The organism is Tissierellales bacterium (assembly GCA_035301805.1).
In the GTDB taxonomy this organism is placed as follows: domain Bacteria; phylum Bacillota; class Clostridia; order Tissierellales; family DATGTQ01; genus DATGTQ01.
Map to the genome: position 1 here is coordinate 1 of DATGTQ010000118.1, position 25,000 is coordinate 25,000.

At 29.7% G+C, this 25,000-nt stretch carries 21 protein-coding genes and 2 pseudogenes; 21 read left to right on the plus strand and 2 right to left on the minus strand.

Annotated elements, in window-relative coordinates:
* Nucleotides 1-53 precede the first annotated feature (53 nt).
* The 6 genes from VK071_05325 to VK071_05350 all read left to right on the plus strand — a co-directional run bounded on the left by VK071_05325 (nucleotide 54) and on the right by VK071_05350 (nucleotide 7,135).
* The gene (locus tag VK071_05325; protein HLR34737.1) at nucleotides 54-1,238 is read left to right on the plus strand and encodes an ATP-grasp domain-containing protein; all 1,185 of its coding nucleotides are present in this window, start codon (nucleotides 54-56) and stop codon (nucleotides 1,236-1,238) included.
* Between the two features lie 41 nt (nucleotides 1,239-1,279).
* Entirely contained in the window at nucleotides 1,280-2,821 is a 1,542-nt protein-coding gene (gene murE / locus VK071_05330) for a UDP-N-acetylmuramyl-tripeptide synthetase (protein HLR34738.1), read from the plus strand.
* A gap of 24 nt (nucleotides 2,822-2,845) precedes the next feature.
* On the plus strand, nucleotides 2,846-3,553 hold the full coding sequence (locus VK071_05335) for an amino acid racemase (protein HLR34739.1): 708 nt from the start codon (nucleotides 2,846-2,848) through the stop codon (nucleotides 3,551-3,553).
* Nucleotides 3,554-3,758: 205 nt separating this feature from the next.
* Nucleotides 3,759-4,634: a PRD domain-containing protein gene (locus VK071_05340; protein HLR34740.1), complete on the plus strand. Its 876-nt coding sequence runs from the start codon at nucleotides 3,759-3,761 to the stop codon at nucleotides 4,632-4,634.
* Nucleotides 4,635-4,730: 96 nt separating this feature from the next.
* Nucleotides 4,731-6,125, plus strand: coding sequence for an N-acetylglucosamine-specific PTS transporter subunit IIBC (nagE, locus tag VK071_05345; GenBank protein ID HLR34741.1), 1,395 nt, complete (start codon nucleotides 4,731-4,733; stop codon nucleotides 6,123-6,125).
* 86 nt (nucleotides 6,126-6,211) lie between these two features.
* Entirely contained in the window at nucleotides 6,212-7,135 is a 924-nt protein-coding gene (locus tag VK071_05350; protein HLR34742.1) for a haloacid dehalogenase-like hydrolase, read from the plus strand.
* A 209-nt stretch (nucleotides 7,136-7,344) separates the two neighbouring features.
* Here the strand turns inward: VK071_05350 and VK071_05355 are convergent, their stop codons facing one another.
* Nucleotides 7,345-8,178, minus strand: coding sequence for a hypothetical protein (locus VK071_05355; GenBank protein HLR34743.1), 834 nt, complete (start codon nucleotides 8,176-8,178; stop codon nucleotides 7,345-7,347).
* A gap of 204 nt (nucleotides 8,179-8,382) precedes the next feature.
* Nucleotides 8,383-8,643 (minus strand): hypothetical protein, encoded by a 261-nt coding sequence (locus VK071_05360; protein ID HLR34744.1) that lies wholly within the window; start codon nucleotides 8,641-8,643, stop codon nucleotides 8,383-8,385.
* Between the two features lie 324 nt (nucleotides 8,644-8,967).
* Here VK071_05360 and VK071_05365 point away from each other — a divergent pair, with 324 nt between their 5' ends.
* The 15 genes and pseudogenes from VK071_05365 to VK071_05435 all read left to right on the plus strand — a co-directional run bounded on the left by VK071_05365 (nucleotide 8,968) and on the right by VK071_05435 (nucleotide 24,445).
* A complete protein-coding gene (locus VK071_05365; protein ID HLR34745.1) occupies nucleotides 8,968-9,969 on the plus strand; it encodes a hypothetical protein in 1,002 nt (333 codons plus the stop codon).
* A 147-nt stretch (nucleotides 9,970-10,116) separates the two neighbouring features.
* A complete protein-coding gene (locus VK071_05370) occupies nucleotides 10,117-10,533 on the plus strand; it encodes a hypothetical protein (protein HLR34746.1) in 417 nt (138 codons plus the stop codon).
* A gap of 384 nt (nucleotides 10,534-10,917) precedes the next feature.
* Nucleotides 10,918-11,281, plus strand: a pseudogene (locus VK071_05375) (ABC transporter ATP-binding protein).
* Between the two features lie 83 nt (nucleotides 11,282-11,364).
* Nucleotides 11,365-12,222, plus strand: a complete 858-nt coding sequence (locus VK071_05380; GenBank protein ID HLR34747.1) for a hypothetical protein — start codon at nucleotides 11,365-11,367, stop codon at nucleotides 12,220-12,222.
* A gap of 186 nt (nucleotides 12,223-12,408) precedes the next feature.
* Nucleotides 12,409-12,561 (plus strand): hypothetical protein, encoded by a 153-nt coding sequence (locus VK071_05385; protein HLR34748.1) that lies wholly within the window; start codon nucleotides 12,409-12,411, stop codon nucleotides 12,559-12,561.
* Nucleotides 12,562-13,022: 461 nt separating this feature from the next.
* On the plus strand, nucleotides 13,023-14,075 hold the full coding sequence (locus tag VK071_05390) for a galactitol-1-phosphate 5-dehydrogenase (GenBank protein ID HLR34749.1): 1,053 nt from the start codon (nucleotides 13,023-13,025) through the stop codon (nucleotides 14,073-14,075).
* Nucleotides 14,076-14,098: 23 nt separating this feature from the next.
* Nucleotides 14,099-14,941, plus strand: a complete 843-nt coding sequence (locus VK071_05395) for a transketolase (protein ID HLR34750.1) — start codon at nucleotides 14,099-14,101, stop codon at nucleotides 14,939-14,941.
* On the plus strand, nucleotides 14,919-15,851 hold the full coding sequence (locus VK071_05400) for a transketolase family protein (protein HLR34751.1): 933 nt from the start codon (nucleotides 14,919-14,921) through the stop codon (nucleotides 15,849-15,851). The genes VK071_05395 and VK071_05400 overlap by 23 nt, the downstream gene beginning before the upstream one ends.
* A 93-nt stretch (nucleotides 15,852-15,944) precedes the next feature.
* Nucleotides 15,945-17,972, plus strand: a complete 2,028-nt coding sequence (locus VK071_05405; GenBank protein ID HLR34752.1) for a PTS sugar transporter subunit IIA — start codon at nucleotides 15,945-15,947, stop codon at nucleotides 17,970-17,972.
* 5 nt (nucleotides 17,973-17,977) lie between these two features.
* Nucleotides 17,978-18,277, plus strand: a complete 300-nt coding sequence (locus tag VK071_05410) for a PTS sugar transporter subunit IIB (protein HLR34753.1) — start codon at nucleotides 17,978-17,980, stop codon at nucleotides 18,275-18,277.
* 11 nt (nucleotides 18,278-18,288) lie between these two features.
* On the plus strand, nucleotides 18,289-19,539 hold the full coding sequence (locus tag VK071_05415) for a PTS transporter subunit IIC (GenBank protein HLR34754.1): 1,251 nt from the start codon (nucleotides 18,289-18,291) through the stop codon (nucleotides 19,537-19,539).
* Nucleotides 19,540-19,567: 28 nt separating this feature from the next.
* A complete protein-coding gene (locus VK071_05420) occupies nucleotides 19,568-20,026 on the plus strand; it encodes a PTS sugar transporter subunit IIA (protein HLR34755.1) in 459 nt (152 codons plus the stop codon).
* A gap of 422 nt (nucleotides 20,027-20,448) precedes the next feature.
* A pseudogene (gene tnpB, locus VK071_05425) lies at nucleotides 20,449-21,519 on the plus strand (IS200/IS605 family element RNA-guided endonuclease TnpB).
* A gap of 180 nt (nucleotides 21,520-21,699) precedes the next feature.
* Nucleotides 21,700-23,091: a TldD/PmbA family protein gene (locus VK071_05430; protein HLR34756.1), complete on the plus strand. Its 1,392-nt coding sequence runs from the start codon at nucleotides 21,700-21,702 to the stop codon at nucleotides 23,089-23,091.
* Between the two features lies 1 nt (nucleotide 23,092).
* Nucleotides 23,093-24,445 (plus strand): TldD/PmbA family protein, encoded by a 1,353-nt coding sequence (locus VK071_05435; GenBank protein ID HLR34757.1) that lies wholly within the window; start codon nucleotides 23,093-23,095, stop codon nucleotides 24,443-24,445.
* The last annotated feature ends 555 nt before the right edge of the window (nucleotides 24,446-25,000 follow it).

Here is a 25,000-nt window from a genome sequence, read left to right on the forward strand (position 1 = left end):
ATATAAAAAATTAGAAAAGAAAAAAATGTATATTTAATGGAGTGGAATTGCAAATGAAAAACAAAGCTGTAGTTTTAGGGGCAAATTATTATATTGGTCTGAGTATAATACGATGTTTAGGTATCCATAACATACCTGTTGTGGCAGTAGATTATTCTAAAAAAGGTACCTATGGATTTTATTCTAAATATTTATCAGAAAAATTAATTGGACCAGATTGTAAAGAGGATCCAGAAGGACTTTTAGAATTTTTAATTGATTATGGGAAAAAGCAAGAAAAACCTCCTGTTCTATATCCTTCCGCTGATGGGTATGCAGAATTTATTGACAAATATCTGCCAATACTACAAGAATATTATTTAATTAATCAAACAGAACAAGGTTTATTTACAAAAGTTATAAATAAAAACACCCTTTATTCTTTAGCTAAAGAACATAATATTCTGATGCCAGAAACTATTTACATAGATGATGAAGATTATAAAGAAAAGGTAGAATCTATTATTAAATTTCCGTGTTTAGTAAAGCCTACAGATTCACCTGCCTTTGTATCTCATTTTAGAAAGAAATTGTTTAAGGTCTATAATATGGAGGAGTTAGAAGATGCAATAAAACAATCTAGGGATGCTAATTTAGAAGTAATAATCCAAAGAATTATTCCAGGATTTGATGATCATATGTATACTTTTGATGCTTATTTAAATCAAGATGCAAAAGTTACCCATTGGATGACATGTCAAAAGCTACGACAATTTCCTATAAATTATGGGGCTTCTGTATATACTATCCAAAAGAATCTACCAGAATTATATGAAATAGGAAGTGAGTTTTTAGAGAACATTGGATTTAAAGGCTTTGCAGAAATAGAATTTAAAAAAGATGCTGAAACTGGAAAGTTCTATTTAATAGAAATAAATGCTAGAACTACGAACTTAAATAGTATGCTCCTTAAGGCAGGAATAAACATGCCTTATTTAGCTTATAGTGAGCTTACAGATAAATTACCGGAACCTTATGCTATAGAAGAAGATACAAATATAGCGTTCTGGTATGCATATGAAGATATTTTAGCAATTAGAAATTATAAAAAAACTAAACAATTAAAAGGCAGAGATATTTTAAAAACATTTAATAGACCAAAAGTATATGCAATTTGGGATATGAAAGATCCTATGCCTGGACTTGCTTTTTTTGGTCAGAAAGTAAAACGAGTATTTAGGAAAATTTTTAATAGCTAGTACTATAAAAACATTATTATTACGGGGAGGAAGTACAAGAGATGAAACTTTCTAAATTACTTGAATCTATACAAATACTTGAATCTTTTAAGGAAAAGGATGTGGATATAAAAGGCATTGCCTATGATTCAAGGAAAGTGAAACTTGGGGACTTGTTTGTATGTATAAAGGGCTATGAAACAGATGGACATAAGTATATATTTCAGGCTATAGAAAATGGTGCAAAAGGAATAATTGTTGAAAAGTTTGATAACAGATGGAATATTCCACAATATAGAGTAAAAGACTCCAGAGAAGCTTTATCAGCTTTAGGTAATGCTTTTTATGGAGAACCATCAAGAAACATGAAAATAATAGGGATAACTGGAACCAATGGAAAGACATCTACATCTTTTATGGTAAATAATATTTTAGAGGAATATGGGCTAAAGACTGGACTTATAGGAACTGTTGTAGTTAAATATGGTGATTATATAAGACCATCTATTTTAACCACACCAGAATCTTTAGATCTTCAACAATTATTTTATAATATGAAAAAAGAAGAACTTTCCCATATTACAATGGAGGTTTCTTCATCAGCGTTAGAATTAAAAAGAGTGGCTAATGTAGATTATGATATTGTAGCATTAAATAATATAAGTAGAGAACATATAGACCTACATGGTTCTTTTGAAGAATACTTTAATATAAAATCTACTTTAATAAAGAATATGAAAAAAGATGGATGGGCTGTTCTAAACCTAGATTGTCCATATTCTTCATCATTAATAAATAAAACTGAGGCTAATGTTCTAACCTATGGAATAAAAAATAAGTCTGGTATTTTATCTATTAATGATTTGGATTTATCAAACGGTAGGGCTAAATTTACAGTAGAACTTAATAAGAAATTAAAAATAGGAAAAACCACCTATGATTCCCAAGACTTTAAGATAAAGTTATCAGTACCGGGGTATCATTCAGTTTATAACTCTTTAGTAGCTATTGCTATAGGGCTTCTGTGTGAAATTCCTATAAATACTATTCAAGACGCATTTAGATCTTTTAGTGGTGTGGAACGTCGTTTTCAATTCATTTATGACAATGATTTTAAGATTATAGATGACCATTTTGCGAATGTTGGAAATATAAATGTAACAATGAAAACTTTAAGTTTAATGGATTATAATGATTTTCACTTAATATATGCAATTAGGGGAAGTCGTGGTGTAACTACAAATCGAGAAAATGCAGAAACTATTGCTAAATGGCTTAATAAGCTAGGTAAAAATGAAATAATTGCAACTAAGAGTGTTTCCCATGTTACAGATAAGGATAAAGTATTAGATGAAGAACTAATAGTTTTTAAAGAGGTAATGGACAGGGAAAATGTTACTGTACATTTATATGATGAGCTTCCTGATGCTATAGGATATGCCCAATTTATTATGTCTAAAGGTGATGTTATATTACTTGCAGGTTGTCAAGGAATGGATTATGGGGCTCAGATAATTTTAGAAAGTCTTTATGAATTAAGACCTAGTTTAAATAAAGATAAACTATTTAAACCATTAGTAGATAGAGTAGTAGGAATCGCTTAAGTTTTAAGTTATAGGGGGACAAATATGAATAACAAAGTTATAGGAATAATTGGCGGTATGGGACCTGAAGCGACAGCTAATTTATTTATGAAAATAATTAAAGCTACTGAGGTAAAAGAAGAGCAAGAACATTTTAGAGTTGTAATTGACAGTAACCCTAAAATACCAGATAGAACTAAAGCTATATTAGGAAAAGGGGAAAGTCCTGTAAATGCTATAGTAGATGCTGCAAATAATTTAGATAATGCAGGTGTTGATATAGGATGTATATCCTGTATAACAGCTCATTATTTCTATGATGAGATACAAAGTCAGGTACCCTTTAAAATTATAAATGCATTAGAAGAATTAAATTTACATTTAAAAAATAATTACCCTAATATTAAAAATATAGGTATATTAGCCACGACGGGAACCGTTAGGGTAGATTTATTTAATAAATATCTTACAGATTTTAATGTTATCTACCCTGATAAATGTACTCAATCTAAAAAGGTAATGGAAGCTATATATGGAAAATCTGGCATTAAAAAAGGGAATACAGGAGAAAAGAATTTAAATTTGCTAGTAGAAGCTACTGAGGAATTAATGGATAAAGGCGCAGAGCTAATAATAGGTGGATGTACGGAAATTACATTAGTACTGAAACCTAATAATATTAGTAAACCTTTAATAGACCCTATGGACGTATTAGCAGAAAGTGTGGTAAATAGATATGGTAGTGGCTTTTAATTGGGTATGATAAAGGGTTAAAGAATAGCCTAATTGACAATTGTCAATAAATGAGCTATAATATAACCTATAGATATACAGTATATAATAATTGATATATTTAGGGTGTGTTACTGATTGCAGGCATAAACCTATATGTTGTCTTGTGTTCACATATTAGTTTTATGCTTTTTTATCGTCAGCCTTTTAGCTTGGAGGTGATGTAATGGATGGTAAAAAAAAATTCACCGTATCTAAAGCTTTAAATAATAACGTTATTCTAGTTGTGGATAAAAAAACTAATGAGGAGTTAGTATTAGTAGGAAAAGGTATAGGCTTTGGAAAAAAAGAGAATAAGGAAATTGTTTTAGAGGAAGAGGAAATTGAGAAATCTTTTGTAGCTTTTGATGAATCTACGAAGAAAGACTATTATAGGCTTATGAATCAGTTAAACAGTAAAGTTATAGGAGTAAGTGAAGAAATAATAGCTATGGCGGAAAGTAAATTTGGTACGTTGAACTCTCATATTCATATTGCACTAACAGATCACATAGGATTTACTATGGACAGATTAAAAATGGGTTTAGAAATTAGCAATCCTTTTTTATACGAAATAAAAGTTTTGTATCCTGAAGAATATAAAATAGGAGAAAAAGCAGCGGGGATGATTAAAGAACGATTAGGAATTTCAATATCAGAATCAGAGATAGGGTTCATTGCCCTTCATATTCATTCCGCTAGGGAGAATAGGGAAGTATCGGAAACAGTAAAAGATTTTAGGTTTTTAAAGGAATTAATTAGTATTATAGAGAAAGAATCTGGAATAATAATAGATAATAATAGTTTGGATTATAATAGGTTAATAAATCATTTAAGACTGACATTAAATAGATTGGAAGAGAAAAAATATATTAAAAATCCCTTATTAGAAGCGATAAAAGTACAATTCGATGATTCTTACACTATAGCTACTAAGATTGGAAAACATATAGAAGAAAATAAAGATATTGATGTAAAAGATGATGAATTAGGGTATATGGCGTTGCACATAGAAAGAATTAAAGAAACTTCAAATTTTATATCAAGGCGTGTTACTGAGTGATATCAGGCATAAGCTTTTTAATACAGTTTACAAGCTGTATAAAAATAGCTTATGCCTTTTATTATATATAAAATAAAAAAATAGGAGGTTGTAAAAGTGAAAAATATTTTAGGTAAGCTTCAAAAGCTAGGAAAGGCTTTAATGCTACCCGTAGCAGTACTTCCAGTTGCAGGATTATTGTTACGTTTAGGTCAAGATGATTTATTAAATGTTCCATTTATATCGGCAGCTGGAGATGCTATTATTGAACAATTACCATTACTATTTGCAATTGGTGTAGCAGTAGGATTGTCTTTTGATAATGCTGGTGCAGCTGGTCTTGCAGGGGCTGTGGGATATTTCGTTATAACTGAAGGAACAGGGGCTATTAATGAAGATATAAACATGGGTGTTTTAGCAGGAATTATAGCAGGTGTTATTGCAGGGAGCTTGTATAATAAATATCATGATATTAAACTTCCAGACTGGCTTGGTTTTTTTGGAGGAAGAAGATTTGTACCGATAATTACATCCTTTGTATGCATAGTATTAGCACTTATATTTGGATACATTTGGCCACCAATTCAAAATGGAATTGATGCAGTAGCGGCATGGACTATAGGAGCAGGAGCAATAGGGGTGTTTGTCTTTGGATTCCTTAATAGGCTACTTATTCCATTAGGATTACACCATGTTCTTAATAATATAGTATGGTTCCTTTTTGGTGAATATAATGGGGCTCAAGGAGATATAGCAAGATTCTTTGCAGGTGACCCAGAAGCAGGAATATTCCAAGCTGGTTTCTATCCAATAATGATGTTTGGATTGGCAGCAGCAGCGTTAGCTATGTATAAGACAGCAAAGCCAGAAAATAGAAAAAAGGTTAGTGGTGCACTATTTTCCCTTGCCTTTACTTCATTTTTAACAGGAATTACAGAACCTATTGAATTTATGTTTATGTTCTTAGCACCATCATTATATGTCATACACGCATTGCTATCAGGATTATCCTTAGCTATAGTTTATAGTTTAGGTATTAGACATGGTTTTACTTTTTCGGCAGGAGCTATTGATTATTTCATGAATATGAAATTTGCAACTAAAGGCTGGCTTCTTATTCCTATAGGATTAGTATTTGGACTTATATACTATCTAGTATTTGTGTATATAATTAAGAAGAAGGATTTACCAACCCCAGGGAGAATGGATGATGAAGGTGGAGAAGATTTAGATGTAATAATAGGTGAACAGGGTATAGATAATCTTGCAATAGCCTATGTAGATGCATTAGGTGGAGCAAAAAATATAGAAAACTTGGATTCATGTATTACTAGACTTAGAATTAGTGTAAATGACAGTGGTATTGTAGACGAGGATGTATTAAAAGGCTTAGGTGCCTCTGGTGTAATAAAGCCAAGTAAGAGAAACTTACAAGTAATTATAGGAACTAAAGCAGAGTTCTTAGCTGATGAAATAAATAAGTATTTAAAAACTAAGGTAGGAAAAAAATAAATAGACTAAATTATTAATAAATATGGTGGCTAATGCTAGTCACCATATTTATTTAAAAATTTAATATAACTAAGAGGAGAATTAATATGGTAAAAAGAATATTAGATTTAAGCTCATCTGATATAAAAAATATGAATAAAAAAGAAAAGCTTTTAAGTATAAAAAGTGGAGAGGGAAGGACTGTAGTTTCAGAGGTTATATCTATAGCACCTCCATTATTATGGGATGTAAGTAATGTAGAATTAGCTTCAGCCTTTGGTGCTGATATTATATTATTGAATGTATATGATGTCAATAATCCTAAGATTGAAGGATTGCCAATTATTGAAGATATGAGCCCAGTTGAAGTTGTTAAAAAACTTACTGGAAGATTAGTTGGTGTAAATTTAGAGCCTGTGGATTTAAATGAGACAGTTGCTAATGACAGGATTAATATTTCTAAAGGTAGAATAGCTACAGTAGAAAATGTAAGAAAATTAGTAGGGCAGGGTGTAGATATAGTGCTCCTTACCGGAAATCCTAATACTGGTGTAACTAATAAAGAAATAATTAAGACAATAGAACAAATAAAAGAAAATTTAGGAGAGGAAATAATAATTGTAGCTGGTAAAATGCATTCATCTGGAAGTGCAAAAGAATCAGGAAGTAAAATAATTAATAAAGAATTAATAAGAGAATTTTCTCAAGCAGGTTTAGATATAATATTAGTTCCTGCACCAGGTACAATACCTGGTATGACTGTAGATTATGTAAGGGATATGGTTGAATATATACATGAAGAAAAGAAACTAGCTATGACCTCAATAGGTACTTCTCAGGAAGGGGCAGATTCTTATACTATTAAAAATATAGCCTTATACAGTAAAATGACTGGTACAGATATTCACCATATAGGAGATTGCGGAATGTCCCCAGGTATAGCGACTCCAGAAAATATTATGACTTATTCCATCGCTATAAAGGGTAAAAGACATACTTATAGAAAAATGGCTAGGTCAGTTAATAGATAGAGCTTATTTGTAATAATAAACTACTTTATATAAGTTGAAATTTTATTACTTAGGTGGTTGTAGTTTTTCTTGTTATTAAACTTTAGTATATCTTTAGTATATGATGTATAAAACAATATTATATTGATATTTTTGTTTAAAGAAAGGACAATGCTTTACTAGCTGGTAAAGCATTGTCCTTTCCCAATCCCTTTGGAAATTGTTGATTTTTAAACCGCCATTAAACCTAATAATTTTTCTGCCTCTTTAGCATAAAAACTAGTATTTCCATTTTCAAATGCATATTCTAAATGCTTTTCAGAAAGATTAAGTTCATTTAATTCATAATATTTTAATCCAATATAATAATTTGCTTTTACCTTTTGTAGTTCTGATTTAGCTTCATTTAATTCTAGATGTAACAAATCTAATAAAATATCATCATTTTCTAAAATAGCAATACTGTTATTTATTATTAATATACATGTATTATAAACCTTTTTATATCTTTTACGCCGTATAATTTTATAATTTATTTTCCTATCTAATTCTAACATTTTTTTCTGAATATTTAATAAGCCGATTTTATTTTTTGATGATAAATAGCAATTTCCTAAGGCAACATAATAATCTATAATCATAAATATATTATTATGTTTGTTAATATTTACTTTCCTAAGCTCTTTTTCAGCACTTTCAAATTCACCAGAGAAATATTCTGCTTTAGAAAGTTCAATAGTAATACTGTCGAGTTCTTTATTCCTAAATCTACCTTGCTCCAGAATAGCTAGTAAAACTTTTTGATATTTTATAGGATCACATTGGTTAAATAATATACCATAAAATTTATTATAATATTTTTTATAATAAATGATAAGGGTTGCATAATATATTAAAGCTGAACCTATAATTACTGCTATAGTTAAAAAATCAGGGTTTTTGCTTAAGTTTGATAAAATGAAATATGTTATAAGTATAGGTATAATAGCTATAAGCATAATATTTCTTAAGTTATAATAAAAATCTTTCTTTTTTGCTATTTCTTTAGGTGATAATTCTTTCATAATATCAACTTCCTTTTTAGTGTTAGGGTTATAGAACATAATGGCATTTATATATTTTAAATTCTATTATAACATAAAGGATGGGTGAATAAGTAGTTTTTGGCAATAGTTTTTGTCTAATTTTATATGATGTAGTAAATGTATATTCTTCAATGGATTTAAATTTTCACGATGATAGAAGTAGAACCTATTTTCATAACAGAGTTAGGTTTTATCCATAGTAAATATATACTCTTCAGCTAGTTCTAAATCTTCATGGTAATAAAAGTATAGTCTATCTTCATTAAGAGTAAATGAGATAACTTCTGTTGAAGTTTCTTTATTTATCCGGATTTTTTCTATCTGGCCACTTGTTGATATGGACCATTCAAAATTGGGATGGGTTTCTGTAACTTCCTTTAAATCATTTATTGCCCCATTATCTGATGCCACAAAAACATTTATGCTTTTGCTAAATTCCCCCATTTTCTTTCTATATTTAGCTGATAAATTAAAATAGACATGGAACTTAATTGTAAAGAGAATAGATTATGGTATAATTTAAAATATAGATAATATACATAATCTTTTAATGGGAATTTCCAGAAAGATAGGATAAACATTAATCAATAAAGCTAGTTTCTGAAAAGAGCTAAGCCTCTGGCAAGCTAGGTATTCAGAATATTCAGAACGTTATTCTTGCTTAAAATATTAGATATGAATTAGTAGGGTGTAGGAATAAGGTGGGGATTATTATGTTTATAATCCTGAAAGGGATGCTTATTATTCTGAAATAAAGGGGGGATATTTGTGTTGCTACATCAAAAGAATAAAAATAAATTGCCAGATTCTTGTTTTAAATCAGGAACTTTTCACCATATTGTTCCTGGTAATAAGGGAAGAGTATTAGATGGACGAAGAACTCCAGGATTTATAGAAAAGTACGATGCTGAAAGTGCAATGTTTATATGGAGAATCACAGATTTTGAGGATAAGGGTAAGTGTTGGGTAATTCCTGCAGAAGAAATAGTGGTTTATCAATTTGAAAAGGATTCCAAAAAACTTACAGAGGATGAAGTGAAAGAGATAAAATCTAAGGTCAACCTATATTGTGAAAGATTAACTATTTTGGGTTTAGAATCAGAAAGAAAAAAGACTTTAGAATTAATTGCAAAAGAAAAAAACATGGCGAAAGATTGGTTTTCGAATCACTCTGAGTTTATAAGATTAGGAAAATCAAAATTAGATATTAAATCAAAGATAGGTTCTCAGTTCCTTTTTAACGATTTGGTATCGTATATGGAAGTTCGAGAGGTACTAGATTTGGAGAGAAAGACTGCTGAACAATATTTATTAAATCCATATTCAGGGGAATGGATTAAAGGTCTAAAATTTATAATGGCAGAAATGGGATTGATTGATTTCAATGAAAAGAGGCCTCGAACCAATGATATTTTTAAAGGAATCGGTAACAAAGAAAATAGAAAGCGATATATTATTTCACGTCTAGCTTTTGTACAAATATTTTTTGAATTGGCCGGTTATGAAAGAGTACAGTTATTTAGAGGGGTGAGTACTGAAGGTAAAATGTATAAAACACCAAAAACTCTTGTTTCTACATCGTTTAATCCTGAAGTTGGTAAAGAATTTTCATGTATTGATAGAAATGAAAGAATAAACTTTTCATACCTTGTAAAATTCACATATCCGATTGAAAATTTATTTATGACATTTTTAGAGACTGAAGCTTTTAATAGGCGTTATAAGGAACAAGAAGCTGTTGTCTTATACAGAGATAAATTTACATTCTGAAAGTTATTAATTATTATGTTCTAAATTTACTGGCAACATAAAGAAAATGATTTTGAAAATTAAAAGAATATTACAAGTAAAAAAGCAATGGGGCTGTTTCAAAATAAAAAGCTTATAAAAGTAAAATAGGCCGATATGTTTCTTGCTATGATGGTTTTACAATGTGCATCTATATTTTTTTCGGCTATAACTAGGAAAAAGTTTGGGACAATATATTTTACTTTAGATAATATAAGAGAATCAAGAAATTATATATCAGGAAGTTTCGTTAGAAGTATTGTATACTCTCTAATTACTGGAGTAATAGGAAGTATAATAGGATTTTTAATATCTTATTATATAGAGTTAAGGGATATAAAAGGTATGGGATCTATTGATTTTATATCTACTATGCCTTATATTATTCCAGGGACTTGCTTTGGTTTAGGTTATATTTTAGCCTTTAATTATTACCCCTTAGCATTAACAGGGACAGGGCTAATAGTAATATTAAATTGTATATTCAAGCAATTGCCACTACCTACAAAGACAAGTAGTGCAGTTATATCCCAAATCAATCCTTAGATAAATGAAGCTTTTAAAGATTTAGGAGTTCATGAAATGTATATCTTAAAAGATATAGTAGTTCCCATGTCAAAATCAGCGTTTTTAATATCTTTTGTTAACAATGTTACGCTACTATAGGTTCTATAATATTTTTAGTTTATCCAGGAAAGAAGCTAGCAACCCTAGTAATGTTTGATGCTATGCAAAGCGGAAAGTATAAAATAGGTTCAGTAATTGCATGCATGATAATCATTATAACTTTATTCGTAAATATTATATTTTCAAAAAATTTGCTGGAGGAATGAAATATTTATAAAAATAGAAAATCTAACTAAAAAATTTAATAATCTAATTGCAGTTAATAATTTAAGTTTTAAAGTTAATAAAGGAGAACTCCTTTGTATTTTAGGGCCTAGTGGATGTGGGAAGACTACAGTATTAAGGACTATAGAAGGTTTTTTAAAACCAGACTTAGGAAAGATATATATTGACGGAGATGATATTACCAATCTTTCTCCTGAGAATAGACCAGCTTCCACTGTATTCCAATCTTCCCCATATGACTGTTATAGAAAATGTCATGTATGGGTTGAAATTTAAAGGCTATTCAAAGAAAGAAGCTACAGTTAAAGGAGAGAGATATTTAGAAATAAGAGGTTTGAAAGAAAAGAAAAACAAAATAGTAACTCAACTTAGTGGTGGTCAACAAAAGAGGGTTGCTTTAGCAAGGTCATTAATAATTAATCCTAAAGTTTTTTATCAATAAGTTCTAGAGGTAGGATAGAAAAATAAATAATTTTAACAAAATATTATTAAGTGATTTTGGGTGCATAAAGAAAGGATGATTAAATGAAAAGAAAATATTTAATTACTTTCATTATTTTTTTATTAGCTGCTATTATATTAATATTAGTTAAAAATAACCCAAAAATGAAATCCACCATTTCGACAGTTAGGGAAGAAGATGGCTATTATATTTCAGACTATGGAAAAGTAAGTATTGAAGAATGGGGGAAAATTGACCTTACAAAAACTAGATTTGAATATGTTGAAGATTTTTTAAAGGAAGTTGATTATTATGTAAAGACAATAAGTAAGTACATAGATAAGGAAGATTGGATAGAACCATATAAAGAAATGCATGGAGATGATTTTAAATTTATTATTAATTTTAAATTTGGTTATGGTGGTTCTCACGTCTTTGGTTCATATGATAGTTTTGAGCATTTAATACCCGAAGTAACATTGAATCTAGAACATTTTGAAATGGATAGTGCGCCAATAGCTCATGAAATAACTCATCTTATTGCCCCATTGTACAGTACTTTAAGTCTTAGAGAAGGTCTGGCTTCTTTAGTTCAGGATGAGATTGGGAAAAATCCTGCTGTATTTAATTTTGGAGAACCTATTATTCCCTTGACAAAAGAGTATTTAACTTATAATAACTTTGATATGAATGAAATCCTTGATGAGAAAAATATAATTAAATATAACAATGCAGAAATTAAGGGATTGGAGTCTAGAAGGACATTTTATATATTAAGTTATTCTTTTTCTAAATATTTAGTTGATGAATATGGAATTGAAAAGTTTATGGAAATATATGATGCAGAAGATAGTTATTCTAAATGGATGGAAGTATACGGCAAAAGTTTAGAAGAGTTGCAAAATAATTGGATTGACTATGTTATGGAATATGAAGAATAACAAAGATAAGAGCCATATGGATTGAAAGGAGATTATAATGTTTAGTAACAAAACCTATAGTGAAGGGCAAATGTTATGAATAGAGAGATTGCGTCAAGGCAAAGGAATTAAGGAAGTTGCTAATGATATTTGTAAGGTTAGCAACTATCAAAAGTTGAAAGAGGAAAACAAGAAGTAGATTCAAAGATGAAGGATGATCTATATAGAGAGCTTGGTATCATTTATGAAACGGACGAAGTATTTATTGAAACTATGAAGTCTAGTATTGGGCAGTATTTTTACGAAATAACTTATCAATTTGAACGTAAGTCCTTAAATACTCTAAAGCCCCGGGATTAAAGGTTACTTTATAGCCCTCTTGTATTAAAAAAAGAAGATATAAAGATACAATGAAATTAGAAGAGGTATTTTGGTCAATAGCTACAAAAACAGGAATTACGCTATGAAAAACATATGTGGTTTTCGCAAAATATAGGTGTTTAAACCTCCTTCTGGTGAAAATTATATCTTAAAAAGATAGACTTAAATAAGAAATAATGGAGTGGCTGAGTTTTTTCAGTCACTCCATTTTATTTTCATTACACTTACTTTTCTTCACTTTCATTATATATTGCAATTATTTGCTTTTTGAATTCCTCTTCATAATGCTTAGGCGTTTAAATTTCTCTCCTTCTTCTATTTAAATTTTGAAGATAAAATTTTTCAAAAGAATTGAACATCTTTCTACTGTTCATTACAAAATGTACATGATAAATTAAAAGTAACTTAAGATCTTATTTAAAGTTCAAGGAGGAAGGAAAATGAAAGCAGCAAGATTTTATGGAGTTAGAGATCTAAGAGTAGAAGAAGTAGAAATACCAAAGGTTGAAAAGCCAGATGATATTATATTAAAAGTAAAAGTTGCCGGCATATGTGGATCAGATATATCTAAATATAGTAAGACAGGTCCTCATATAGCAGGAGAAATATTTGGACACGAGTGTTCAGGTGAGGTTGTAAGCATGGGGTCCGAAGTAAAGAATCTTGAAGTTGGTGATCCGGTAGCAGTAGTGCCATCAATACCTTGTTATGAATGTGAACAGTGTAAACAAGGATTATATTCTAGATGTGAAGATTTGCAAATAATAGGGAATAGAGAAAAAGGCGGATGTTTTGCTGAATATGTAAAAGTAAATAGTAGTAATGTTTTAAAACTGCCTGAAGGAGTAGATTATGAAACAGCAGCTGGAATTGAACCCGCTTGTATTGCAGCTCATGGAATGTATAGGTCAAATATTAAAGTAGGAGATACAATAGCAGTTTTAGGAACAGGGCCAATAGGATTGCTTTTTATACAATGGGCTAAAATATTTGGAGCTAGTGAAATTATAGCCATAGATATATTCGATGAAAAACTTGAAATAGCAAAAAGCTTGGGAGCTGACCATTGTATAAATAGTATGAAAATAGATCCTATAGAAAGGGTTAAAGAGTTAACAGAAGGAAAAAAAGTTGATATAGTAATTGAATCTGCTGGAACACCTTTAACTTGTGCTCAGTCATTATCACTAGCAAAAAAAGGTGGTACTGTAGTATATACAGGAATTCCTTACGGAGATGTAGATATGCCTAGAGAACATTTTGAAAAAATTTTGAGAAACGAATTAACTGTTAAGGGTAGCTGGGTAGCGTACTCATTTCCCTTCCCAGGTAAAGAGTGGACTAGTAGCATAAAATATATGAAAGAAGGCTCTTTAAAAATAGCTCCTTTTATAACTCATAGGATATCCTTAGATGAGCTACCAGAAATGTTTGAAAAAATATATAAGAGGGATATATTCTTTGGGAAAATAATGGTAGAAGTAGATAAATAATACTAGGTGAAAGGAGAAATATAATGAGCAAGTATAGGGAATTAGAAAATAAAGCTAATATTATGAGACAGGATATTATTAAGATGCTCAGTAAATCTCAATCAGGTCATCCTGGTGGTTCTCTGTCAGCTTGTGAGATTTTATCAACATTGTATTTTAAAGAAATGAATATAGATTCAGAAAACCCAGATTGGGAGCACAGAGATCGATTTGTTTTATCTAAAGGACATGGGGCACCTGTACTATATTCTGCATTAGGAAATAGAGGATTTTTTGCAAAGAAAGAACTGAATAACTTAAGAAAATTAGGAGCTATGTTACAAGGTCATCCAGATATGAAGGGAACTCCTGGGGTAGATATGACGACAGGATCTTTAGGACAAGGATTTTCAGCAGCAAGTGGTATGGCATTAGCTGGGAAAATAGATAATAAAGATTATATAGTATATACACTCTTGGGAGATGGAGAAGTACAGGAAGGTATTGTTTGGGAGACAGCTATGTTTGCAGCCCATTATAATTTAGATAATCTAATTGCATTTTTAGATCACAATGGTTTACAAATAGACGGTAAAAATAGTGATGTAATGGATATTGAGCCAATTGACAAAAAATTTGAAGCTTTTGGCTGGCAGGTATTAAATATAGATGGTCATTCTATAGAAGAAATAGTTAAAGCCATAGCAAAAGCTAAAAAAACTAAGGGACAACCTACAATAATAATAGCTAAAACTACAAAAGGTAAAGGTGTATCATTTATGGAAGATCAAGTTGGATGGCATGGAAAGGCTCCATCTGCTAAAGAAGCAGAACAGGCATTAAGAGAATTAAGAGGTGACATAGATGAAAAAAATCATAGCAACTAGAGATGCATATGGTAGTGCTTTAATGGATTTAGGTCATGAAAATAAAGATATTGTAGTATTAGATGCTGATTTATCTGGTTCAACTAAGACTGGAATTTTTGCTAAAGAATTTCCAGATAGATTTTTTAATGTAGGCATTGCAGAACAGAATCTTATGGGAACTGCTGCAGGTTTAGCTGCTGTTGGGAAAATACCTTTTACAAGTACTTTTGCGGTATTTGCTACTGGAAGAGCTTATGAAATAATTAGAAACTCAATTTGTTATCCTAATTTAAATGTTAAAATAGCAGCTACTCATGCTGGATTAACAGTAGGGGAAGATGGAGCTACTCACCAAGCTTTAGAAGATTTAAGCTTAATGCGATCTTTACCAAATATGACAGTATTGAACCCGGCAGACGCAGAAGAGACAAAACAAGCTATTAAAGCATCTGCTGAACATATAGGACCAGTCTATATTAGACTTGGGAGATCTGGTGTACCAACACTATTTGATGAAGATTACAAGTTTGAAATAGGAAAGGGAGTAGAACTGGTAGATGGAACAGATATTACTATTATAGCTACAGGGATAATGGTAGGAGAAGCATTAAAAGCTGCAAATGAATTAAATAAAGAGGGTATATCAGCAAGAATTATTAATATTTCAACTATTAAACCTATAGATAAGGATATAATAATTAAAGCAGCAAAAGAAACAAAAGGTATAATAACAGCAGAAGAACATAATATAATTGGTGGCTTAGGTTCTGCGGTGGCAGAAGTAGTAGTAGAAAACGCTCCAACTAAGATGAAGAGAATAGGTACAATGGATGTATTTGGAGAGTCTGGTACAGGTACTGAACTTTTGAGAAAATATAATTTAACCTATGAAACTATAGTAAAAGAAGCTAAAGATCTATTAAAATAAATTAATCTATAAACTCTTTCAAATCTAATGTAAGATTTCCAACTGTTTAAACATCTTTAGAAATGTTATAGTAAAAAACAGGAGGCTGAGAAAATGGCGATGAATAAAAGAAGTGTAGATATAATTCATCAAATGCTGGCCAGTACAAATCAGAGGCTATTATTAAACGAATTAGCTCGGAAGTATGATGTATCAGAGAGAACCATAAGAAATGATATAAATAGAATAAACCAATTTTTTCATGATAAAAATGGGGAATTATTAAAGCTAGAAATAGGTGGTTCTATAAGGCTAAACAATGAAATTAATAAAAAAGAGCTAAAAAAAGATCTAAAGAATATAGATTTTTATGACTATGCATTGTCTAAAGAAGAAAGAGTTTGTTTAAATATATGCTTATTAGCTTTAATTAAAGTATATATAACTTACCAAGAAATTGCTGAGATTATGTATATATCTAGGCATACTGTTATAAATGACTTTATCGCAACAAAAGAAGTTTTAAAGAAATATAATATAGAAGTACAGTCTCTTTCTAATAAAGGATTGAGACTAAAATGTAAGGAAAAAGATATTAGAAAAATAATAATCAGTATTATAATAAATAATACTAAATTAATAGGACATCTTTTAAGACAGGAAAAAGTAGCTGAATTAATAGGATTAGAAAAAGAAAAGATAGATGAGAAATTGGAAATAATAAGTAGAATTATTAATGAAGCAGAAAATGAAAGTGGACTATATTTAACGGATATTTCTATTGAAAGATTAACTTATTATTTGTATTTTATCACTGTTAGGGTAGAAAATAATAACAGATTATTTGAAAAATCATATGAAGGGTTAGAAAAAGAAAGATTTTCTATTTGTATATTAGAGAGGATGGCTCAGTATTTTGAATTATATATAGACGCAGAAGAGGTTAGTGGATTACAAAGTTATCTAATGAAGTTAAACTATATTAGAAAAGAAATAAATAATCCAGATATATTAAAAATTCAAACACTAACTAGAAAGTTTATAGAAGGAATATCAGATTTACTAGATATAAATTTAAATAATGACTATACTTTCTTTAAAAATTTATCTAATCATTTAGAAAGATTATTTAGGAATGATACTGTTAAATACCCTGAGTATTTTGGAATTGATGAAATAGTTGAAAGAAATAAAGAAGTTTTAAAAGTGGTGGAAGAAAAGAAATATATTTTAGAGGAATATTCTAAAAGGGAAATAGAGTTACAGGATATGAAATTTATATCAGTTTATATCTGTGTAGCTATAGAAAAGAAAAAAAATAAGGTAAAAGATCTTACAATAGTAACTATATGCAATAATGGCATTAGTACATCACAATTTTTAAAAGAACAATTGATTAAGTATTTTGATTTTATTTCAATAGAAGTTTTACCTTATCATGAATTTAAGGAGAAAAATTTAGACAAAGTAGATTTAATAATATCTACAGTAGAATTACCGGAAACCGACAAAGAATATGTTTTAGTTTCTCCTATATTAAGTATAGAAGATATATTAAGAATAGATAATAAATTAGATGAAATTAAATTAGAGAGAATAAAAGGAATAGAAAGAAATGAATCAAATTTTACTGTGTCAAATGAAAACCATTTCAAAGACTCTATAGCTTTATCAGATTTATTAAAAATTAAGAATATAGAATTAGATATAGAGGCCCAAAATTGGAGAGAAGCTATAGAAAAAGCATCTAAGATATTAGAAGATAATGGGGATATAGAGAAAAAATATACAGAGGCAATGATAGAAAATATAGAAGAGAATGGACCTTATATAGTTATTTCAAAAGGGTTTGCTCTTCCCCATGGGAAGTTTGATCATGGCGTAAATAGATTGTCTATGAGTTTAGTCAGATTAAAAGAACCAGTGAAATTTGGTATAGAAGAATTGGATCCAATATATTTTATATGTGTCCTTAGTGCAATAGACGATAAAGCGCATTTAAAAGCATTGTTTACTTTAGTGAATATTTTAAAAATGGAAGGCTTTTATTCATCTATAAAAGCAGCAAAAGAAAAGGAAAATCTTCACAATGTTATAAAAAAGTATGAAGAAAAATATATTAAATTAAATAATTGGAGGTAAATAAAATGAAAAATAAAGTAAAAATATTAGTTGCCTGTGGAAGCGGGGTAGCAACATCGACAGTGGCTCAAGAAAAAGTAAAGGATATTTTAGATGATTATGGAATACCATATACAATTTCAACAGGAACTTCTGGTGAAATAGAAAATAAACAACATGATGTGGATTTGATATTGGTTACTTCAAAATATAATAAAGAAATAGAAAAACCTGTTATAAGTGTCTTTGGTTTAATATCTGGAATAGGGCAAGATAAGATAGAAAAGGAAATAATAGATGAGTGTAAAAAGATAATTGGAAAATAGGAGGGTTTTAAATGATATATAACATTATAGAAAGTATTTTAGACCTAGGGCCATCAGTTATGCTGCCTATTATGATTTTAATTTTAGGTTTGTTTTTTAGAATGAAATTTGGAAGAGCTTTAAAAGCAGGTTTATTGGTTGGAATTGGATTTCAAGGATTAAATTTAGTTATAGGTCTATTAATGTCAACTATATCACCTGCAACTAAATATTATGAGGCTATGGGCAGTGGTTTTACAACGGTAGATATGGGTTTTGCTGCAATTGGGGGAGCTTCTTGGGCAGTACCTTTTGCACCAATAGCAGTTTTTTTAATATTTTTAATAAATATAATTTTATTAAGATTAAAAAAGGTAAATGTTATGAATGTAGATATATGGAATTTTATTCACTTTTTAATACCTGGAGCAATGGCATATGCCTTATTCGGTAGTGCTTTGTTAGGATTAGCAATTACTTTAATATTATCTGTGGTAACGTTATTTGTATCTGAGAAAATAGCGCCAAAATGGCAAGAATATTTTGGACTGGAAGGAACTACATGCTCTACCTTTTCTTATATTACTTTAGTTTATCCAATAGCATTTATAGTAAATAAATTGATAGATAAAATACCAGGAATTAATAAAGTAGACATAAGTATGGATAATATAGCGGAAAAGTTAGGAATTTTGGGAGAACCGTCCGTTATTGGCTTGATCGTAGGGATGTTTTTAGGAGTTTTAACTAAACAAAATTGGACAACTTGTTTAAGTATGGGAATGGGAATAGCGGCAGTATTAATATTAATTCCTCGTATGGTAAGTGTAATGATGGAAGGGCTTTCTGTAATAGGAAGTGCAGCTCAAAGTTATATGCGTACTAAGATAGGTGAAGAAGCAGAGTTAAATATAGGAATGGATATAGCTTTAGGCTTAGGAGAACCAGTAGTTGTCACAGTTACTGTACTATGCCTACCATTAGTAATATTATATTCTTTCCTAATTCCTAATATGACCTATTTTCCTGTTGGGATGTTAGCTGGAATTTGTTATGTAATACCAATGTGTGCTATGGCCAGTAAAGGAAATATGTTAAGAACTTTTTTAGCATCAGCAGTAAATTTATTTATTATAGTATTACTTTCAAATTACTTTGCACCGGAAGCAACAGCAATGATGAATATAACAGGTGTAGAAGTAGAGGGAATGGTAACAGATGGGTTCTTTGGTTACAATATAGGGAATATAATAATTGGATTTCTATCTAGAATAATAAACTAATATATGTAGTATTTTGGGGGTTTCAACAGTGGAAAATATCAATATTTTTAAAGAAGATTTAATATTTATGAATATTAAAGGAAAAGACAGAAATGATGTTTTATCAATATTGGCAACAGAATTATATGATAGGGGGTATGTAAAAGATACTTATAAAGATGCAATAATTCAGAGAGAAAAGAATAACCCTACAGGACTACCTACTATGGGAGTTAAAGTTGCTTTACCACATACCGATACTATCCATGTAAATGAACCAGCAATAGCTTTAGGGATTTTAGAAGAACCTGTGATTTTTGAAGATATGGGTTCAGGAGAAGAATTAGAAGTTGAAATAGTATTTATGCTAGCGGTAAAAAATCCGTCAGCTCAAGTCAAGGTGTTAAAAAAATTAATAGATCTTTTCCAAGACAGTGAATTTTTAATATCTTTAAAAAATAGTGAAAATAAATCAGAAGCATATAGACTAATTCAAGAAAATTTATAAAATGTATTTATGAAAATAAATGTAGAATTCAACAAAAATTTATTGCAATACCAAATTAGTTTAAAAGAATATTAATTTTTTACAAATAAGAAGTGATACTTTCAAAGTAAATAAAGTGTCACTTCTATTATTTTTTAGAAGAATGAATAATAATTTGATGTAGAAAAGCTAAATATTTTAGGTGGTGATTTTTAACTCTTCTTTGTAAGAATTCTCCCATCTTCTATAAGTGGGGGATGAATTGCAAAATATTCTAATATTATATAAATAATATGATATAGTATAATTAGTATAAATGACTACATATCTATATGGCTAAAAAGAATATTTTTGGTCTAGAAATTTTTGTTTGCCAACTACAAGTGGAGTGTCTATTAATGTAATAAAAATACATAGAAAGCCAAGGAAAGTAAGGTGAAAATATGAAAAAAGCATATAAATTTAGACTATATCCAAATGAAGAGCAAAAAGAATATTTTGCTAAATGTTTTGGATGTTCTAGATTTATCTACAATCAAATGTTAGAAGATAAAATCAACTACTATAAAGAAACAAAAGAGATGCTTAAAAACACACCTGCACAATATAAGAAAGCATATCCATGGCTAAAAGAAGTAGATAGTCTAGCTCTAGCAAATGCACAGCTTAATCTAGAAAAAGCATATAAAAACTTTTTTAAAGACAAATCAATGGGATTTCCAAAATTCAAAAGTAGAAGAGGAAAACAATCTTACATTACAAACAATCAAAATGGAACCATATACATTGAAAATGGATATATAAAACTTCCCAAATTAAAATCAAAAGTAAAAATAATAAAACATAGAGAATTTGAAAGTGAAATTAAATCCTGTACCATATCTAAAACTAGAACTAATAAATATTACATATCAATATTTGTAGAAGAAAACATAAAACTATTACCTAAAATAGATAAAAAGGTAGGTATAGATTTAGGAGTTAAAGACTTTGCAATAACAAGTGATGGAGAAATATATGAAAATCCTAAATGGTTAAGAAAATCAGAAAAAAGACTAAAGAAACTACAAAAAGATTTATCTAGAAAGAAAAAAGGTAGTAGAAATAGAGAAAAGGCAAAGCTGAAACTGGCTAAACAACATGAAAAAATAGCAAATCAAAGGAAAGATTATCTTCATAAACTATCTTCTAAAATTATAAACGAGAACCAAGTGATAGTTTTAGAGGATCTGAAAGTATAAAATATGCTAAAAAATTCTAATCTAGCAAAATGTATATCAGAAGTATCATGGTCAGAAATTAGAAGGCAATTAGAATATAAAGCAGAATGGTATGGTAGAGAAGTAATAATAGCACCATGTAATTATCCAAGTAGCCAATTATGTTCTAATTGTGGATATAAAAATAAGGATGTAAAGAAATTAGCACTTAGAAAATGGACTTGTCCTGAATGTGGCATACACCATGATAGAGATATAAATGCTAGTAAAAATCTACTGAAACTAGCTATATAGTTTTGGTATTACCGGGGTAGGAACTACCCTTAGAGCTTGGGTAAACTTGGTAAGTCGTTACTATTGACCAAGAAGCTCCCACTTCAACGAACGTAGTGAGTAAGTGGTGAGTAGTTCACATTTTGAGAGGTAGTTAGTATATATAAAAGTATTATATAATAGAAATAAGGAGGGATTTATTTGCTAAATAAAAAGGTTATAGAAAATGTTTTAAACGCTGCTCTATCTAGTGGAGGAGATTTTGCAGAAATTTTTGTTGAAGACAAATATAATACTAGCATGAAAATGGTAGGAGGACTGTTGGAAAATAGCATTTCTGGTAGAGATTATGGTGTAGGTATTAGGATATTTCATGGATTAAATAGTGTATATGCTTATACTAATAATTCATCAGAAAAAAATTTAATTAAAGTTGCAAAGGAAGCAGCCTTAGCTATTAATGGAGCTAAGAAAGATTTAGTATTAAATTTTGTAGAGTCCAATATGGAAAATTTAAATAAAATAAGATTATTACCTAGAAATGTTGATAAAGGAACAAAAGTAGAGTTGATGAAAAAGGGATATTTAAGTGCTAAAAATTATGATGAAGTAATATCCCAAGTTACAGTAAATTATTTAGATGAAGAACAAAATGTATTAATAGCTAACACAGAAGGGTTATTAGCGGAAGATCAACGAATTAGAACTAGGCTATCGGTTCAAGCCGTAGCAACAAAAGATGGAGAAATGCAAATAGGATTTTATGGGCCAGGGGCATCAAAAGGTTTTGAACTTTATAATGACATAGATGTAGAAGATGTAGGAAAAGAAGCAGCAAGAATAGCAAAAACTATGATTTATTCTGATTATGCGCCAAGTGGACTAATGCCAGTTATTATAGATAATGAATTTGGAGGAGTATTATTCCACGAAGCGTGTGGACATGCTTTAGAAGCAACTTTTGTAGCTAAAGGAACATCGGCCTTTGCTGGAAAATTAGGTAAACAAGTAGCATCACCTTTAGTAACAGCAATAGATGATGGAACTATTCCTAATGCTTGGGGGACTTTGAATATTGATGACGAAGGAACACCGACTCAAAAGAATATTTTAATAGAAAATGGTATATTAAAAAGCTACCTAGTAGACAAATTAAATAGTAAAAGAATGGATCATAAACCTACAGGTTCTGGTAGAAGACAATCTTATAAATTTGCACCAACATCTAGAATGAATAACACCTATATAGCCAATGGTGAATCCTCTTTTGATGAAATAGTTAGTAGTACAGAAAGTGGTCTCTATGCAAAAAAATTGGGAGGAGGAAGTGTAAATCCAGCGACTAGTGATTTTAATTTTGCTGTAATGGAAGGTTATTTAATTGAAAATGGTAAAATGACAAAGCCAGTAAGAGGAGCTACTTTAATTGGCAATGGTATAGAAGTATTAGAAAAAATTGATATGGTAGGAAATAACTTATCTCATGGACAAGGAATGTGTGGTTCTTTAAGTGGTTCTGTACCAGTAAATGTTGGACAACCTACTATTAGAGTAAAGTCCTTAACAGTAGGCGGAAGAAAGGGGGAGGAATAATTTGAAGTATAGAAGTCTTATTAATACTATTTTTGAAAAAAGTAAAGACAAAATGGATAATATGGAAGTATATATAGAAAACAATAATAAAGTAGAAATTAAAGTATTTAAAGGGGAAATAGACGATTACACAGTTTCAGAAAGTGGTGGTTTATCTTTTAGAGGTAATTTTGAAGATGAAATAGGCTATGCTTATACAGAAAAATTGGATGAATCATCTGTAGATATGCTTATTGAAGATGCTATAGAAAATGGAAAACATATTGATGCAGAAGATAAAGAAGAAATATTTGCTGGTTCAGAAACTTATGAAGATTTTAATAATTATAATGATGATTTAGATAAAATTTCCCTAGAAGAAAAGATTCAGTTTGTTAAAGAATTAGAGGAAGAGGCTTATAAATTAGATGATAGAGTAGAAACAGTAGCTTGGTGTTCTTATACTGAAGTGGAAAACGAAAGATATTTAGTAAATACTAAAGGGATAAATTTGAAGGATAAAATGAATGTGGGAATTTCCTCCATATCAGTAATAGTAAAAGAAGGGGAAGATACAAAAACTGGTGCTTATCAAGTAATATCCAGTGATTATTCTAAGTTTAATCCTAAAGAAATGGCAAAGGAAGCTGTTAATGAAGCAGTTTCTATGCTTGGGGCTAGTACTATAAAATCTGGAGAATATCCTGTAGTATTTAGGAATGATGTATTCGCAAATATACTGGGAATGTTCACTCCAATATTTTCTGCAGAAAATGTAGATAAAGGAATATCTTTATTAAAAGATAAAATAAATGAGAAAGTCTCTACCTCTAAAGTAACTATAGTAGATGATCCTTTCTTAGAAGATGGTATAGAATCTAAATACTTTGACTCTGAAGGTACAGCAACTAGTTATAGAGAAATTGTAGATGAAGGTATATTAAAAACTTATCTATATAATTGGAAAGCTGCAAAGAAATCAGGGGTAGAATCTACTGGAAATGCAAAGAGAGACTCCTATAAATCCTCTATATCTATAGCACCAAATAACTTATACATTTTAGATAGAGATAATACTTTGGACCAATTAATAGAAAGTATAGAAAAAGGTCTTATGATTATAAATGTAGAGGGACTACATTCAGGATTAGATCCAGTATCAGGAGATTATTCCCTTTCAGCTTATGGTTATGAAATAGAAGATGGTAAAATTAAAAGGCCAGTAAATCAAATAACAATTGCAGGAAATTTCTTTGAAACCCTAATGGATATAGAAGATGTAGGTAATGATCTAAAATTTGAAATACCATTTATAGGTGGCTATGTAGGTTCCCCATCAGTAAAAGTTAAGAAGATATCTGTTGCAGGGGATTAATATGATTTTAAACATTATAATGGAAAAATAGTGTAAGGAGCTAATAATAAATTGGCTCCTTATCCTATATTAACTTTAAAAATATAGTAGGTTTATTTGACTTTATTGAAAGTGAATATGCTTAATGGTAAAATAGAGGTAATCGGAGTATGCAGGGTGTGGTTACCACCTCATTTCGGATGAAAGGAGGTGGTATGAATACATACGAGGCATGATCATTAATGATTATGTTTTCTATGTTTGTAATGTCGCTAATCTCCTTAATTATCAATCTTTTAAGGATAGTAAAGGAAAAAAATAATCACCCTGTAATGCACTACAGGGTGATTAGTCTAAAATAATCACTCGGTGGCAATCGAATTACGCGAATCCGATTATCTTTAATATCATTATACCACTAAATGCTATAAAGTAAACCTTTTTTTAGGAGGAATAGTAATTGATTGAAGTGAATAATGTAACTAAAATTTATAAGATTAGTAATAGGAAGTCTTTTCTACAAGATCTTTTCTTACCGAAGACATATAAAAAAATTTATGCGGTAAAGAATATAAA

Bases quoted from the DNA above. Each gene is read 5' to 3' on its own strand.
- VK071_05325 (HLR34737.1), top strand. From the start codon at position 54: ATGAAAAACAAAGCTGTAGTTTTAGGGGCAAATTATTATATTGGTCTG.
- VK071_05355 (HLR34743.1), bottom strand. From the start codon at position 8,178: ATGAAAGAATTATCACCTAAAGAAATAGCAAAAAAGAAAGATTTTTAT.
- VK071_05335 (HLR34739.1), top strand. From the start codon at position 2,846: ATGAATAACAAAGTTATAGGAATAATTGGCGGTATGGGACCTGAAGCG.
- VK071_05370 (HLR34746.1), top strand. From the start codon at position 10,117: ATGATGGTTTTACAATGTGCATCTATATTTTTTTCGGCTATAACTAGG.
- VK071_05340 (HLR34740.1), top strand. From the start codon at position 3,759: ATGGATGGTAAAAAAAAATTCACCGTATCTAAAGCTTTAAATAATAAC.
- VK071_05360 (HLR34744.1), bottom strand. From the start codon at position 8,643: ATGGGGGAATTTAGCAAAAGCATAAATGTTTTTGTGGCATCAGATAAT.
- VK071_05415 (HLR34754.1), top strand. From the start codon at position 18,289: ATGATATATAACATTATAGAAAGTATTTTAGACCTAGGGCCATCAGTT.
- VK071_05385 (HLR34748.1), top strand. From the start codon at position 12,409: ATGAAGGATGATCTATATAGAGAGCTTGGTATCATTTATGAAACGGAC.
- VK071_05405 (HLR34752.1), top strand. From the start codon at position 15,945: ATGGCGATGAATAAAAGAAGTGTAGATATAATTCATCAAATGCTGGCC.
- VK071_05400 (HLR34751.1), top strand. From the start codon at position 14,919: ATGAAAAAAATCATAGCAACTAGAGATGCATATGGTAGTGCTTTAATG.
- VK071_05395 (HLR34750.1), top strand. From the start codon at position 14,099: ATGAGCAAGTATAGGGAATTAGAAAATAAAGCTAATATTATGAGACAG.
- murE (HLR34738.1), top strand. From the start codon at position 1,280: ATGAAACTTTCTAAATTACTTGAATCTATACAAATACTTGAATCTTTT.
- VK071_05350 (HLR34742.1), top strand. From the start codon at position 6,212: ATGGTAAAAAGAATATTAGATTTAAGCTCATCTGATATAAAAAATATG.
- VK071_05410 (HLR34753.1), top strand. From the start codon at position 17,978: ATGAAAAATAAAGTAAAAATATTAGTTGCCTGTGGAAGCGGGGTAGCA.
- VK071_05380 (HLR34747.1), top strand. From the start codon at position 11,365: ATGAAAAGAAAATATTTAATTACTTTCATTATTTTTTTATTAGCTGCT.
- VK071_05390 (HLR34749.1), top strand. From the start codon at position 13,023: ATGAAAGCAGCAAGATTTTATGGAGTTAGAGATCTAAGAGTAGAAGAA.